The organism is Yoonia rosea, from assembly GCF_900156505.1.
GTDB lineage: Bacteria > Pseudomonadota > Alphaproteobacteria > Rhodobacterales > Rhodobacteraceae > Yoonia > Yoonia rosea.
Genome location: NZ_FTPR01000001.1, coordinates 2,082,508 through 2,097,042 on the forward strand (window position 1 = coordinate 2,082,508; position 14,535 = coordinate 2,097,042).

Genomic DNA, 14,535 nt, shown 5'->3' on the forward strand with positions numbered 1-14,535 from the left:
GTGACTTCCCATTGCAGCCGTGATGCATAAGTAAGGATTCATGCGCAAAAACCTGCTTACTGCCCTCGCCCTTGCCACCTTGCCGACCCTCGCGGTCGCCGAGAGCTATAGCGATATGGCCAGCATCGAAATCCTGCCGGGCTGGCGCACAGCCTCGGGCGATCATGTTGCAGCTATCAAGATCACGCTCGAACCCGGATGGATCACCTATTGGCGTGCGCCGGGCGAGGCCGGAATTCCACCGTATTTCCGTTTTGCCAGCCACAGCACCATCAACAGCATCACGCAGCATTGGCCGGTCCCAGAGGTCTTTGATGACGCGGGGCTGTTGTCGATCGGATATCATGACAGCGTGATCTTTCCCCTCACCATCTCCGCCCCAGAGGCGGCTGGTGAAATGGCAATATCCGGCGAACTGACCATTGGTGTCTGCGAGGAAATCTGCATCCCCGTTACTTTCACATTTGACACGCTCTTGCCTGAAGTCGGCGCCCGTGATGAAAACATCGTCGCGGCCATCGCGGATGCGCCCCTGAGTGCTGATGCGGCAAATGTCGGGTCTGTGACCTGCACAATTGACCCAATTCCGGACGGTCTGCGCATGACCTCAAAGATCAATGTGGCTCAAGTCAGCGGGTCAGAGTTTGTCGTGGTCGAACCAAGCGATCCGCAAATCTGGGTCTCTCAGGCAGACGTCAGCCGTGTGGGTGATACGCTGAGCGCGACCGTCGATATGGTCCACCCCAGCGGTCAGCCCTTTGCGTTTGATCGTTCTGCTGTGCGAATCACCATCTTGGGCGACAACGGGCAGGCTATTGACCTGCGTGGCTGTACCGGCGGTTAGCGCCGCGCGCCGCGCCACCCCTGACCGAACACTGCAGCGACATAGATCGTCAAAAACATCGCCATCAGACCCAAGATATAAAGACCCATCGCAGCCCCGACGCCGCCGTTCAATAGCGGCAGGATTGCCGCCATCGCGGGTAAAGGCGCGCCCGTCAGCAGAACCGGTGCAACGGTCAGCGCAAACAGCCCCACCGCCAAAACGGCCCCCAGACCCGCAGGAATAAACATCGCAGCCCGACGCCCGCGCAAGGCGCGTTTCGCAGACTGGATTTGTCGCTGCACATCAGCCTGCATCGCCATGACCGACGGCACAACCAGAAGCACAAGCACCATGCCGAAGGCCAAGCCGAAAACAAGCGTCACGACGGTGGGCTTCAAAAACTCGGCCTGATTGGACCCTTCATAAAGCAGCGGGGCGAGACCCAGCACTGTCGTCAAAGTCGTCAACATCACAGGGCGCAAGCGGTCCACTGTGCCGTCAATGATGGCGGGCACCAGCCCGCGATCCTGCGCGTATTCATCGACTGTCGTGACCAGAACAATACTGTCATTGATAATGATCCCCACCATCCCGATCAGGCCCACAACGGTAAACATGCTCATCGGAATGTCCCAAACGTGGTGGCCAAAAATCGTCCCTACCAGCGCAAAAGGAATGATCGACATCACGACAATCGGCCGCGTCCAACTGCTGAAAATCCACGACAGTGTCAGGTAAATCCCCAGCAAGACCAGAATCAGACCCGTCCTTGCATCGCTCAGGAAACGGTCTTCCTGCTCGCTCTGCCCCGAAAGCTGTGTTTCGATCCCGAAATCACTCTCGATGCGAGGCAGGATATCCTCGTCGATGATCTGCTGGATTTCGGTTGCCCGCGCTGCATCCTCGCCATCCAGATCACCGATTACCGAGATCAACTGGATGCCGTTTTCTCGGCGCACGGTGGAAAACCCGGTCCGGCTCTGCACTGTCACAACATCCGCCAGCGGCAGATAGAAGCCCTCCGCAGTCCTGATCTGTGTCCGGTCAAGGAAGTCTGATGATAACTCATTGGGCGGCAATTCCACGCGGATCGTCGCAGACCGCGACCCGTCAGGGAAACTCGCCGCCTCGATCCCGCCCAGCCGGTTGCGCAGCACGCGACCCAGACCATCAATGCTCAGCCCCAGCGCCTCACCCTGCGGGGTTAGTTCAAGGATCAGCTCTTCCTTGTCATAGGCCAATGTATCTTCAAGCCCCGAGATTTCGGGAAACCGCGCCAGTTCGGTTTTCAATGCCTCGGCGGCAGCTTTGAGCGTATCGCTATCAGCACCAAACATCTGCACATCCAGACTATCCCCACCGGGGCCTGAGCCCCACCGGCGGAAGCTGACGGTCTCGGCCATCGGGTGCTGCACGATGGCGTCTTGCAGGGCACTCACAAAGGCAAAGCTGGTATAAGGGCGGCTGTCGGCATCAATCAATTCAATCGTGATTGCGCCCAACTGGTCTGCATCCTTGGTATCCGATCCGGCAATCGCACGGCCCGAATTTCCGCCAATCTCGGCCACCACATAGTTCAGCGGGTTCACGCCATACTCGGCCTCATATTCCGCACCCAGCGCCTCGGTCGCACGCTGCATTTCGCGCATCATCTCAAGCGTGTCGTCACGCGTGGCCCCCGGCAACATAGCGAAATTACCGGTGACCTGGCTTTGCTCTGGCGAGTTGAAGAAGCGCCAACTGACGTCGCCTTTGATGAAAAGTGCAATCTGGCTGGCCAGCAGCACCAACGCCATTGCAAAGACCGGATAGCGCGCCTTGATCACGAGCGCCATAAACGGCCGGAACAGCGTTTCCTTGAACCAGTCAAAGCCGCGGTTCACGGTGCGCGATGGCCAGTCATACCAGTGATCCTTGGCCGAATGGGCAATGGCATGGGACAGGTGGTTTGGCAGAATGAGGAAGCATTCGACCAGACTGGCTGCCAGCACAACGATCACCGTGAATGGAATATCCGAGATCAGATCGCCAAAACGCCCGCCGATAATGACAAGCCCGAAGAAGGCGATGATCGTCGTCAGCGTCGCCGAAAACACCGGGCTGAACATCCGCTTCGCCGCCCGCTCTGCTGCAACTGTGGGGTCCTCGCCCAGATGCCTGACGCGGTAATCTGCGTGTTCGCCCACCACAATCGCATCATCCACAACGATCCCCAGCGTGATGATCAGCGCAAAAAGCGAGATCATGTTGATGGTGATCCCGACCGCGTACATCAGGGCAATCGCAGCCAGCATCGCCACCGGAATTCCAAAAGCGACCCAGAACGCCGTCCGCGCATTCAGGAACAGGAACAGCAATGCAACGACAAGCATGAGCCCCGTCAGACCATTATCAAGCAGGATATCCAAACGCGCCTGGATCAACTCGGCCCGCCCGTTCGTCAGCGAAATCGACACACCTGCAGGCAAAGACGCGGTCAGTTCTTGTGCCACCTCTTCCACTGTGGCCTGCATGCCGATTGCATCACCTGTGGCCGACCGTGCGACACGTACCTTAATCGCCGGATCGTCGCCTACGAAATAGGCGCGTTCACGGTCAGCACCTTCCACACGTACCGTGGCAACATCCGCAATCGTCAACTGCGATCCGTCGGGGTTGGAACGCAGGACAATCGCGCCGATCTCTTCGGCGCTGCGTTTTGCAACACCGGTGCGCACCCGCGCGTTGGCCGAGACCTCGCCTGCGGGATCGGCGGCGGCTTCTTCGGCGATGCGCGCAGAGATATCGGCAAGGCCGATGTCATACTGCACCAGCGAAATCGACGGCACCTCGACAATGGTCGAAGGTGCCGCAACACCTTGCACGGTCACGCTGGTGACACCCTGCGCGAAAAGCCGCGTTGAGAACTCATCGGCAAAGCGGCCCAACTGATCCACGCCCACAGGGCCGGTGATGATCACATCAGTGACACGATCCGACCAGCCGCCACGTCGCACGTTGGGCTCTTCGGCGTCTTCCGGCAGGCTGTTGACGCCATCCACGGCCAGTTGCACATCTTCGGTACCGCGTTCGATATCATAGCCCGGCTCGAATTCAATGCGGATCGACGCACTCCCCTCACGGGATGTCGATGAAGACGAGGTGACGCCTTCAACCCCGAGCAATACAGGCTCCAGCACCTGCACAATGGCGGCGTCCACATCTTCTGCCCCAGCCCCCTGCCATGCGACAGAGACGGTCAGATCATCAACCACCACATCGGGAAAGAACTGCGCCCGCATATTGGGAAACGCGAGCAGGCCCGCCGTGAGCATCAGCACCAAAAGCAGGTTCGCGGCGGTACGGTGGCGTGTGAAATAGGACAGAATACCGCCTGCGCCCGCATTCAGCCTTTCACCACCCGTGACCATCAGCTGCCCATCCGTGCTTCGAGCCGTGTAACGGTTTCGGACGAGACTTCATCCGCCTCAAGCTGGCTGATAATCCGCGCTTTGACGTCATCGGGCATTCTGCCTTCGGTGACGAATGCGATCAGTTTCGCGCGACGGTTCTCATCCAGAGTGATCATTTCGGGCGCTGCAGCCTGTTCAACACCGCCGGGCGCGATCGGTCGCACCTTGATGCCGGCACCCAGCAAAGGTGAGCGTTCAGCAACAATCACCGCCCCTGCATTGTCACCCACATCAATAATCACATCATCGCCCTGTCGGCGTAACAGGGAAACTTGCGCCACGCGCAAACGCTCTTCCTCACCCACAACCAGCACCGTCTGGTCCGGTGCGACAGCCGTCGCAGGCACCAGTGCCACATTGTTCAACGCAGGTTCGTTGATCCGCACCGTCACGAAATCACCGGGGCGAAATCCGGCAGAGGCGTCCAGTTCTGCAAACAGCAAACGTCCTGTCTGTCCCGCGCCGACGGCAGCACCTTCACGCATGATCTGACCCGTTGCGCGCAGGTTTACGCCGGACACGTCCAGCGTCACGGCCAAAGGTGCTTTGATGAGCACACCGTTTTCGTCCAAGAGCCGCGCATATTGCGAGGTCGAGACACGGAAAGACACCTCGAGACGGGTCGGATCAATCAGTTGCGCAAAGCGTTCGTTGGCCGTGACACGCCCGCCGGGGCTGATTGTCACCTCCGTCAAAGTGCCGTCAAAAGCCGCCACTACCTCCGTATCCACAACAGCCCGCTGTGCCTCGGAAAGGTTGATTTGCTGGCGCGCCAGCCGTGTTGTTGCCTGATCAATCCGTGCCTGCGCTGAAGCCACGGACTGTCTGCGGGTCAGCACCGACGCCTGCGCGGATGATGCTGCCAATTCCGCCGTTTCCACCGCTGCCGCCGTGCCCACACCGCGCGTGGCGAGGTCGCGCGCACGCGCAAGCGCCTGATCGCGCAGCGCTTCTTGGGCGCGCGCTGCACTCAACTCATCCTCGGCCAGAACCAGGGCACGCTCTGCGTCGCGCAGTTCCGCCTGCGCATCATGCAAATCGGCACGCACGCGGGCCAGTGCCGCCTCTGCCTCGACCGGATCAATGCGCAGCAACAGGTCACCTTGCCGCACCGTGCCGCCTTCAACCAATGCATCGCTGGCGGACAAGACCGTCCCGCCAATCGCACTGCGTAAATCCAGCGTCCGCTGGCTGCGCAATTCTCCGAACACTGTCAGTTCGGGGACGATGGTCTGCGGTTCCAGTGTCAGGACATTGACCGCCAAAATTCGCTCGCGTTGGGGGAAGCTCCGTGGCTCTTCGTTCATGCGCGCCACGACAGCGCCGCGCACCATCTCACCCGCCCAAGCAACAAGCGCCAGCGTCACCGCCAACAAAAACACACCTGTCAGGCTTCGGCGTAGAAACCGCATGTCAAATATCCTCAATTCGCCCGTTGGAGGTAGCTGGAAAAGCATCCCTTTCCAGTGAAACGCACAAAGCCGTTACTTCCGTCGCAGATGTTCATCCAGACGCGGCATGATTTCAACAAAATTACAGGGGCGGTGCCGGTAGTCGAGTTGCTTGAGCAGAATTTCATCCCATGCGTCCTTGCACGCACCCGGCGATCCGGGCAGCGCAAAGAGGTACGTGCCATGGGCCACACCGGCTGTGGCACGGCTTTGCACCGCACTCGTTCCGATTTTCTGCATGCTGACGATTGTGAAAATGGTGCCGAAGGCATCAATCTCTTTTTCATAGACATCGCGGTGCGCTTCTACGGTGACATCCCGCCCTGTCAGGCCTGTCCCGCCGGTGGAGATGATAACATCCACTGCCTCGTCTGCGCACCAATCGCGCAACTGTTGCGCAATCTGATCACGTTCATCCGCCACAATTTTCCGATCCGCCAGCACATGCCCCGCCTGCGCAATCCGGTCGACCAGCGTCTGACCGGATTTATCGTCCGCCAACTGGCGCGTGTCACTCACGGTCAGCACCGCAATACGGACCGGCACAAAATCTTTGCTCTCATCAATACGGCTCATGGCGTCTCACTTCTTTGAAATTACCCGCGCAAACGCGCCTTTAGGGACAAAAGATCATCCCAAGCCTCGCGTTTCGCAATTGGATTGCGCAACAAATAGGCCGGGTGGAACATCGGCAGGCAGGGTTTGCCCAGTACCTCGACCCAGTCACCACGCATGCGGGTGATGCCGGTCCGCCCCAGCAAAGCCTGACAGGGGGTATTGCCCATCAGGACAATGATCTCGGGATCAGCCAGCGCGATATGGCGTTCCAGAAACGGCAGCATCATGGCGATTTCGGCGGCATCCGGCGTGCGGTTCGAGGGCGGACGCCATGGCAGCACGTTGGTAATATAAACAGCTTGGGCCGCATTATCGGCAGCACGGCCCATCTGGATCGCTTCAAGCATCCTGTCCAGCAACTGACCAGCACGACCCACAAATGGACGCCCTGCGCGATCCTCTTCGCGCCCGGGCGCTTCGCCCACGATCATCACGCGGGCCGCTGGGTTCCCGTCACTAAAGACAAAACTGCGTGCGCCTTTTTTCAGCTCGCAGTGTTCGAACGCCTGCATCGCGCCACTGAGCGCATCTAGATCAGCAGCCGTTTGTGCGGCAGTGCGCGCAAGCGCCGCCGCATCCACTTCTGGCACTTTTACGATCTCGGGCGCGGCCACAGGCTTCTCAGGCGTGGCCGCCTTCGGCGCAGGCTTCACCGTCTCGAGCGCATAGCGGTCAACGGGCGCGTCCAGAATGGCGTCTGTCACACCCAATTCCACCTGCCATTCCAGCAATGCGCGATCGGTCCAATATGTATTCTGCGAATCCATGACAGGCACGATATGCCGGATTGCATCGCTTGCGTAGTGCTTGCGGCATTGATGCGCACGACGGGGGTGCCTATAAGGCGGGGAACCACTGCTAAGAGGGCCTCATGACATTTCGCGCCAAGCATCTTTTGGGCATCGAACCTCTGCACCCCACCGAAATCACCACTTTGCTGGATTTGGCCGATAGCTATGCCGAGCATAACCGGCGCGGCATCGCGCACCGCGACGTGCTCGCGGGGCTGACGCAGATCAACATGTTCTTTGAAAACTCGACCCGGACACAAGCCAGTTTTGAATTGGCCGGCAAGCGTCTGGGTGCGGATGTGATGAACATGGGCATGCAGGCGTCGTCAGTCAAAAAAGGCGAGACCCTGATTGATACGGCCCTGACGCTGAACGCCATGCGCCCCGATCTTCTGGTTGTGCGGCACCCGCATTCCGGCGCGGTCGATCTTTTGGCGCAAAAGGTCAATTGCGCGGTTCTCAACGCGGGCGACGGCAAGCATGAACACCCCACGCAGGCGCTGCTTGATGCGCTGACCATCCGGCGCGCCAAGGGCCGGCTTCACCGGCTGTCCATCGCGATTTGCGGTGATATCGCCCATAGTCGCGTGGCGCGGTCCAACATCATGCTGTTGGGTAAGATGGAAAACCGCATCCGCCTGATCGCACCGCCCACGCTGATGCCGTCGGGCGTTGCGGATTTCGGAGTCGAGGTGTTCGAGAACATGGAAGAGGGCCTAAAAGACGTCGATGTTGTCATGATGCTCCGGCTGCAAAAGGAACGCATGGATGGCGGATTTATCCCGTCAGAGCGGGAGTATTTCCACCGCTACGGGCTGGATGCGGCCAAGCTGGCGCACGCAAAACCCGACGCGATTGTCATGCACCCCGGCCCGATGAATCGCGGCGTGGAAATTGACGGGAACATCGCCGACGACATCAACCGTTCCGTCATTCAGGAGCAGGTGGAAATGGGCGTCGCTGTGCGCATGGCCGCGATGGATCTTTTGGCACAAAACCTGCGCGCGGCCCGTGGCCCGCAAGAGGTCATGGTATGAGCGAGACCTTTCAAGTCAGTGCGACCGAGCACGGTGTCATCCGGATTTTCATGGTCAATCTGAGCGCAGATGAGGCCACCCGCTTTGCCGAAAATACTGACGGGGCCACCCCCGCGCCCATCAGCCGCGCTTTGGGTGTGGACGAACTTGACCACACCTATGTCGAACTCTTTGCGCTGAATAGCCTCGACGGTGTCGGGCTCGCTGGATATCTCGTTGAGGGGTTGGGCGTAGCCGAGGCCGATGTCGCCCCTTACCGGTCACGGCTGAACGGCATATCGGGCCATGTGTTGATCGTGCTGTCAAAAGCCTTCGGCGGGCGCGCGGCGACAATTACGCCTGTGGCACCCCTCAAATGGATCGGGACATATACCGAAGAAGGCGCATCGGTAAAATTCGAACCGCTCCCGTCTAAAGGTGCCGAAGGCAACGTCGTAAGCGCGCCCACTAAAGCGCCGAAATCCGACGCCCGCGTCGGCGGTATGATCGCAATGTATGCGCTGATCGCGATGTTCGCCCTGGTGGGCCTGATGATCTGGGTGGCAGGATAGAAATGACAGAGAACAAAATGACCGCCACGTTTTTTGCAAACGCCCGCCTGATTGATCCAGTGGCGCTGACCGACAGCCTTGGTGCGATCCTGATTGAGGACGGTGTGATCAAGGCGGTCTATGACAGCCCGACCGCCGCCCCCAAATCTGCCAATGTCGTGGATTGCGGCGGCATGTGCCTTGCCCCCGGGATCATCGATATTGGCGTCAAAGTGTCCGAACCGGGCGAGCGGCACAAGGAAAGCTTCCGCTCTGCGGGGCGGGCGGCAGCCGCAGGCGGGGTGACAACAATCGTTACACGGCCCGACACCAGCCCCGCAATCGACACGCCGGAAACGCTCGAATTTGTGGAACGGCGCGCGCAACAGGACGCGCCTGTGCATGTCCTGCCGATGGCCGCCCTGACCAAAGGGCGCCAAGGGCGCGAGATGACCGAGATCGGGTTTCTACAGGATGCAGGCGCCGTTGCCTTTACTGATTGCGACCGTGTCGTGACCAGCACCAAGGTTTTCAGCCGCGCGCTTACCTATGCACGTTCGCTGGACGCGCTTGTGATCGGGCACATCCAGGACCCGGGATTGTCGGAAGGGGCCGCTGTCACATCCGGTAAATTCGCCTCGCTACGCGGTTTGCCAGGGGTCAGCCCGATGGCCGAACGCATGGCGCTGGACCGCGATATCAGCCTGCTCGAAATGACCGGCGCGCGCTATCATGTAGACCAGATCACGACCGCCCGCGCCCTGCCCGCGCTGGAACGGGCCAAGCGCAACGGTCTGAAAATCACCGCCGGTATCGGGGTGCATCACCTGACGCTGAACGAACTGGATGTCGCGGACTACCGCACGTTCTTTAAGCTCAAACCGCCGCTGCGCAGTGAAGAAGACCGCATCGCTGTTGTGCAAGCCGTATCAGAGGGGCTGATCGATATCATCTGTTCGATGCACACGCCGCAGGACGAAGAAAGCAAACGTCTGCCCTTTGAAGAGGCCGCAAGCGGTGCCGTGGGCCTCGAGACCCTTCTGCCCGCAGCCTTGCGCCTTTATCATGCGGAAATGATCACGCTGCCAAAACTCTTCCGCGCGATGGCGCTGAACCCTGCGCGCCTTTTGGGACTGCCGGCAGGCAGGCTGATCGCCGATGCCCCTGCCGATCTGATCCTCTTTGATCCGGACGCACCATTCCAGCTTGACCGCGCCACCTTGTTGTCAAAATCCAAGAATACACCTTTTGACGGTGCACGGCTGCAAGGCCGCGTGCTGGGCACATGGGTCAGCGGCCACCGCGTTTGGGAGAAATCATAATGCCAACAATCGAAAGCGCCTATGTCGTTCTCTTGCTCTGGGCTGTCATCGGCTATCTTCTGGGGTCAATCCCGGGGGGTATGATCTTTGCCAAGCTGATGAACCTCGGCAACCTGCGCGACATCGGGTCGGGCAATATCGGGGCCACGAATGTACTGCGCACCGGCAACAAGAAAGCCGCCGCCCTGACACTGATCTTCGATGCCGCCAAGGGGGCGATCGTCGTTCTGGCTGCCCGCCAGCTGGCCGGCGAGGACGCGGCCCAGCTTGGTGCGCTGATGGCTTTTCTCGGGCATTGCTTTCCGGTGTGGCTGCGCTTCAAAGGGGGCAAAGGCGTTGCCACTTATTTCGGTATTCTGCTGGCAGTCGACTGGCAGATCGGCCTGATCGCCTGCGCAATCTGGCTCGTTGTGGCCGCCGTATCGCGCTATTCCTCGCTCGCCGCTTTGGTCACCGCTGGATGGATTCCGCTCGTTGTTGGTTTCATCACACCGGGCGAGATGTTCGTACTCACAGCGATCTTGTGTTTCCTGATCTACGTCCGCCACTGGGCCAACATCCAGCGACTACGCAAAGGCACCGAGACGAAAATCGGGAAGAAAGCACAAGCCTGACCGCCCGCGTGAAGTGTCACGCGACACTGGCGGGTGTAACGGATGTGTCCGCGTCAAAGCGGACCTTGCGCACAAAAAGGGTCCGCGGACAAATCCTGCCTTCGCTACGGCTTCTCCAAACGCTGCTCTTTTTACGGCGCGCGGCCCGTCTTCATGAAGCAACCTTTCAGATGGATGACAAATAAGGTTGTTCTGGGCTGAGCCACGGATCAACCGGTCATGCTAGAAATCATCAAATTCCGGAACACTGCCAAGCCTTACGAGAAAGGTTGGCGTCCCGACTTCGCCGCTGTTGGGGTCTTCACTGACCATATAGGCATCAGCACCAGCGCAATCCTTGGACTGGGCTTCGCGCTCCGCTCTATTCTGGGCCTCAGCCGCTGTCGTATATTGAAACTGCTTGCCAATTTTCAGGCTTGCTTGCCCGTCATGGGTGGGCTTCTGCGCAATGTATGTTTGACAGATATAGTGCGTTTTCATTCCGCTCTCTTCTGAGTGCGACATCGGTAAATCCCCGGAGCTTCTGGTGGCGCTACTGAAGCTTGAAAATGCGCCGGCAGCAAGCGTGTTATCGCGTCTTAAACGCTTTGGGCGAGCCTGTGTTGTGAATTACCGCGAGGTCTTGGGCGGCGTATTCTGCTCCCTTTCGAGACGTGCGTTGCGCAGCCGATTAATCTTGACTTGCCTCTGTTCGGCATCATCGTCGGCCATTTTCCGGACGATGCGTGTTGTCTTGTCCATTTGCGTTTCCGCTTTCGGGGCTTGCGCTTTGAACACGCTTGTTTTTGTGAGTTTCGCCAATTTTTAGTCTCCTGGTTGAGTTAAGATGCGCATGTCCGGTCGGAGTGTTTCATACCAATGCCAGATGCTTGTCTGTGTCCGGGGTACCGCTCCGATGCGGCGTGATGTCGTGCCGCAGTAGTTTAAGCCCGACGTCAGGGGCGGCCATGGCACGCATCAACGCGCTGTAATTCATCTGAAACCGCATTTCGGACCCGACGCGCAGCGCCGCATGTTGCGTGCCGATGACAAGATGATCGCTCGTTGCACCGATAAGGACATTTCCATCAGGCATTGAAAGCCCAAGAATGTCTGTGTCCTGATGCCCAATGGCGAGGATCAATCGTGTGGTTTCTCCGGGGTTCGGCACAAGGCACAGTTTCGCCAAAGTGGCATCAGCAAAGCTGAGGGACGGGCGCACCGATTTAACGTCGGTCTCAATAATTTCGGCGACCAGTGTAAACGCATCCCTGAACATTCCGCCTATCTGATCTCCAGAGATCGGATCACTGCCCAAAAGAATTGCCTCGCCGATCCGCAGATCGTTGATGCGACCGGTGGCATGTCCTGCAAGTGCCCAAGGCAGGTTTGCAGAGTTGCCACCCGATACCGTCTGCAAGACCGGGCCACACTGCCGCTCAACGTTATTTGCAAGGGCAGATAGGGTTTCCATATTGGCTGCATTCGGTGCCACCCCGCTCAGACAAGCGAAGTTGGCTCCGATGCCTTTCAGCGCGACACCGGGCATGTCCACCACTTGCAGTGCAATATCGCCGAGGTCTTGTGGCACGATCCCTTCGCGTTGGTCCCCCATTTCGACCATCAGGATTATGCCGTGAACCCTGTTTTGACGGATGGCGGCCGCCGCAAGGGCAACTATCACACTCGTCTCGGTGTTGTAGCTTGCCTCACAGACTTGCACGACATCATCGGCCTGGCTCAGCATTGGCGTGCGGATCAAGGTGATCGGACATATCACCCCAGCTTTGCGCAACCTCTGCACATTGTGCAAACGCGCCTCTGCAAGACCAGCAACGCCACCGTCAAGCATGGCTCTGGCGATGATTGGATGCCCGCAAATCGCCTTGGTCACTCCGGTCACACTGATACCCCGTGCATTCAAGCGCCCGACAATAGTTCTGATGTTGTGGCGTAGCTTGCTCAGATCGACTTCTACGCGGGGGCTGTTCATATCGCGGCCACGGGTGTCCCTTGCTGCAAGCCGGGATAAGCAGCAAGAACCATGGCCAACAAATGTGCCGCTGGTCGGCTGAGTGCGTCGGTGACGGGCAGTCCAAGACCTTCGCTTTGTGCCGCGATTGCATCTGTGATCTCGGCGTCTGACATATCTTCGTGATTAAGTGTGACGCCGATGACATTGGTATCCGCAAATGCCTCGATCAACGCAATTTCGCTTGCAGGTGTGGGCATTGGCATGTTCGGGAAATCGCAGCGATGGGCGCGTTTTGGTGCGTGCTGAAGGATGACAGCGTCCGGTTGGCTGCCGCGCAGAATAAAAGCGGACGTGCAGAAGGCCGGATGACTTAAGGCGCCTTGGCCTTCGATCAGAATGACATCAAGTTGCTCTGCTTGCGAGGCTGCAACAATCGCACCCTCCAGTTCGCCACAGCAGAATTGCGGCGGCACAGCATCCATAGCCACACCATATTTTGCGCCCTGCATCAAACCCGTTTGGCCGGTGCCAACAAGCACGGTCTTGATGCCTTTTGCATTCAAGGCCCGCGCCAGAACGGTGGCCGTCGTGCGTTTTCCGATGGCACAATCGGTTCCAAGTACAGCAATTCGGAGCGCATCAACATTTGCGACACTGCCATCGAACAATCGCATGTCTTTGCTGGGCTTGGGTTTGCGGATGTCGCGGATAGTGACGTTTCGTTCAGACGCTGCAGCGGCAATTTCGGCGTCGTCGCTCAGATATTCATGCAAGCCACTGACGATGTTCATGCCACGTGCGACCGCATCCAGAACCACGTCACGATCAGCAGGCGAAAGCCGCCCTGAAGACGGCGCCATCCCGTAGATGAAGGTGTCGGGAACAACAGTTTCATTGGCCACAGCAGCATCGAGGTTTTCGAAGATCGGTATGTGGTTCATTGCCTTATCAAGAACCTGACCACTGTCATTGCCGCCATGGGCGCTATCGATGACAGAAAGTATCCTGTAGGCCTGTGAATGACGTACGAGGCCATTCGCGGTTTTGCCATCAATCCTGGCAAAGTTACCCTCGCAATAGACAATTGCCGTTGGCGACAATCCAGTCTGTGTGACGGATGCCGGTTGTGTCACCGCGTCACGCGCCAGCGGCGGCGCTTGCGCACCCCTGACAGGACGGCGGATGCTGTCTAATTTTAGAAGGTCGGCGTTCATGATGTTTTTCCTATTGTTGGTCGCACCGAGGGCAACCCTGTGGTCGCCATCACGTGTTGAAGCCATGGGTTTCGCGCCAAACACACGGCCTTTCAGAAGGCACTTGCCTTTGGACTTTCGAAAGTCCTGTTGCAGTCCCATCCGTCGCCACAGCTCTTTGCGCTGCCGCTTTCGGGCATGGATTGCGCGAATGCAGGCATTGCAAGAATAAACAGAGCGATGACAGGACCGAGGCCAAACACCCAAATCATTCGGGTGTCTGCCAAGAGACGTGTTCCGCAGGTTGTTTGAGGCAATTGCAGCCTTGATTTTGAATTATCATCCATCGAGCGCAAGCCCCGCCATGCACGCGTCTGCAAGGTCGCGGTTTGGCACGTCTGAACCAGGATGGGTCGCCCAGCCTGTTTCCATCATCGCTGTGCGGCGGCGATAACCAGAGAGATCCTGAAGAATGGCAAGTTTCGCAGTGCGTTCCGGATCAATCGCCGACATGTTGACGCAAACTGGCACCATCGCCAATGTTACTTCATCAGCTGCCAGTTCCCTCGCCATTGTCTGGGCATTGGCGCTCGTTGTCCAACCACCCCAGGAGAAGCCAACGAGAGAAGCTGCGATTGCGCCACCCAAAGCACCGTAGATGCTGGGTTTCGTCCATTCTGGAAAAGTCATTTTTTGGTCCTTTGACGGAGAAAGCGCCGCCTCACTGTTTTTATGCGCAGATAAATT

The 14,535-nt window shown here is 58.5% G+C and carries 14 protein-coding genes; 5 read left to right on the forward strand and 9 right to left on the reverse strand.

What is annotated here, in order from left to right:
- Positions 1 to 40: 40 nt before the first annotated feature.
- Entirely contained in the window at positions 41 to 844 is an 804-nt protein-coding gene (locus tag B0B09_RS10375; protein ID WP_076659492.1) for a protein-disulfide reductase DsbD domain-containing protein, read from the forward strand.
- Here B0B09_RS10375 and B0B09_RS10380 read toward each other — a convergent pair.
- From B0B09_RS10380 to B0B09_RS10395, 4 genes are all read right to left on the reverse strand, one after another.
- A complete protein-coding gene (locus B0B09_RS10380; RefSeq protein WP_076659493.1) occupies positions 841 to 4,236 on the reverse strand; it encodes an efflux RND transporter permease subunit in 3,396 nt (1,131 codons plus the stop codon). The genes B0B09_RS10375 and B0B09_RS10380 overlap by 4 nt on opposite strands.
- Positions 4,236 to 5,690: an efflux RND transporter periplasmic adaptor subunit gene (locus tag B0B09_RS10385; RefSeq protein ID WP_076659494.1), complete on the reverse strand. Its 1,455-nt coding sequence runs from the start codon at positions 5,688 to 5,690 to the stop codon at positions 4,236 to 4,238. Before B0B09_RS10385 ends, B0B09_RS10380 begins: the two co-directional genes overlap by 1 nt.
- Positions 5,691 to 5,762: 72 nt before the next feature.
- Positions 5,763 to 6,305, reverse strand: coding sequence for a molybdenum cofactor biosynthesis protein B (moaB, locus tag B0B09_RS10390; protein ID WP_076659496.1), 543 nt, complete (start codon positions 6,303 to 6,305; stop codon positions 5,763 to 5,765).
- 20 nt (positions 6,306 to 6,325) lie between these two features.
- Positions 6,326 to 7,114 (reverse strand): uracil-DNA glycosylase, encoded by a 789-nt coding sequence (locus B0B09_RS10395; RefSeq protein WP_076659497.1) that lies wholly within the window; start codon positions 7,112 to 7,114, stop codon positions 6,326 to 6,328.
- Positions 7,115 to 7,218: 104 nt separating this feature from the next.
- Here B0B09_RS10395 and B0B09_RS10400 point away from each other — a divergent pair, with 104 nt between their 5' ends.
- Genes B0B09_RS10400 through plsY form a run of 4 tightly spaced genes read left to right on the forward strand, consistent with a single transcriptional unit; the run spans position 7,219 to position 10,641 of the window.
- Complete coding sequence (locus tag B0B09_RS10400; protein WP_055293629.1) at positions 7,219 to 8,175, forward strand: aspartate carbamoyltransferase catalytic subunit; 957 nt, start codon at positions 7,219 to 7,221, stop codon at positions 8,173 to 8,175.
- The gene (locus B0B09_RS10405; protein WP_076659498.1) at positions 8,172 to 8,726 is read left to right on the forward strand and encodes a hypothetical protein; all 555 of its coding nucleotides are present in this window, start codon (positions 8,172 to 8,174) and stop codon (positions 8,724 to 8,726) included. Before B0B09_RS10400 ends, B0B09_RS10405 begins: the two co-directional genes overlap by 4 nt.
- Positions 8,727 to 8,743: 17 nt before the next feature.
- A complete protein-coding gene (gene pyrC / locus B0B09_RS10410) occupies positions 8,744 to 10,027 on the forward strand; it encodes a dihydroorotase (protein ID WP_055294659.1) in 1,284 nt (427 codons plus the stop codon).
- Positions 10,027 to 10,641 (forward strand): glycerol-3-phosphate 1-O-acyltransferase PlsY, encoded by a 615-nt coding sequence (plsY, locus tag B0B09_RS10415; RefSeq protein ID WP_076659499.1) that lies wholly within the window; start codon positions 10,027 to 10,029, stop codon positions 10,639 to 10,641. Before pyrC ends, plsY begins: the two co-directional genes overlap by 1 nt.
- 222 nt (positions 10,642 to 10,863) lie before the next feature.
- Here the strand turns inward: plsY and B0B09_RS10420 are convergent, their stop codons facing one another.
- The 5 genes from B0B09_RS10420 to B0B09_RS10440 form a co-directional block, all read right to left on the reverse strand.
- Positions 10,864 to 11,121, reverse strand: a complete 258-nt coding sequence (locus B0B09_RS10420; protein WP_242654374.1) for a hypothetical protein — start codon at positions 11,119 to 11,121, stop codon at positions 10,864 to 10,866.
- A gap of 129 nt (positions 11,122 to 11,250) precedes the next feature.
- Positions 11,251 to 11,442 carry a hypothetical protein gene (locus B0B09_RS18070; RefSeq protein WP_055293622.1) on the reverse strand — a complete coding sequence of 64 codons (192 nt, stop codon included), beginning with the start codon at positions 11,440 to 11,442 and terminating at the stop codon, positions 11,251 to 11,253.
- Between the two features lie 49 nt (positions 11,443 to 11,491).
- Positions 11,492 to 12,613 carry an alanine/ornithine racemase family PLP-dependent enzyme gene (locus B0B09_RS10430; protein WP_076659501.1) on the reverse strand — a complete coding sequence of 374 codons (1,122 nt, stop codon included), beginning with the start codon at positions 12,611 to 12,613 and terminating at the stop codon, positions 11,492 to 11,494.
- The gene (locus tag B0B09_RS10435) at positions 12,610 to 13,809 is read right to left on the reverse strand and encodes an N-acetyltransferase DgcN family protein (protein WP_084190819.1); all 1,200 of its coding nucleotides are present in this window, start codon (positions 13,807 to 13,809) and stop codon (positions 12,610 to 12,612) included. Before B0B09_RS10435 ends, B0B09_RS10430 begins: the two co-directional genes overlap by 4 nt.
- 318 nt (positions 13,810 to 14,127) lie before the next feature.
- Positions 14,128 to 14,478, reverse strand: a complete 351-nt coding sequence (locus tag B0B09_RS10440) for a hypothetical protein (protein ID WP_076659502.1) — start codon at positions 14,476 to 14,478, stop codon at positions 14,128 to 14,130.
- Positions 14,479 to 14,535: the final 57 nt, after the last annotated feature.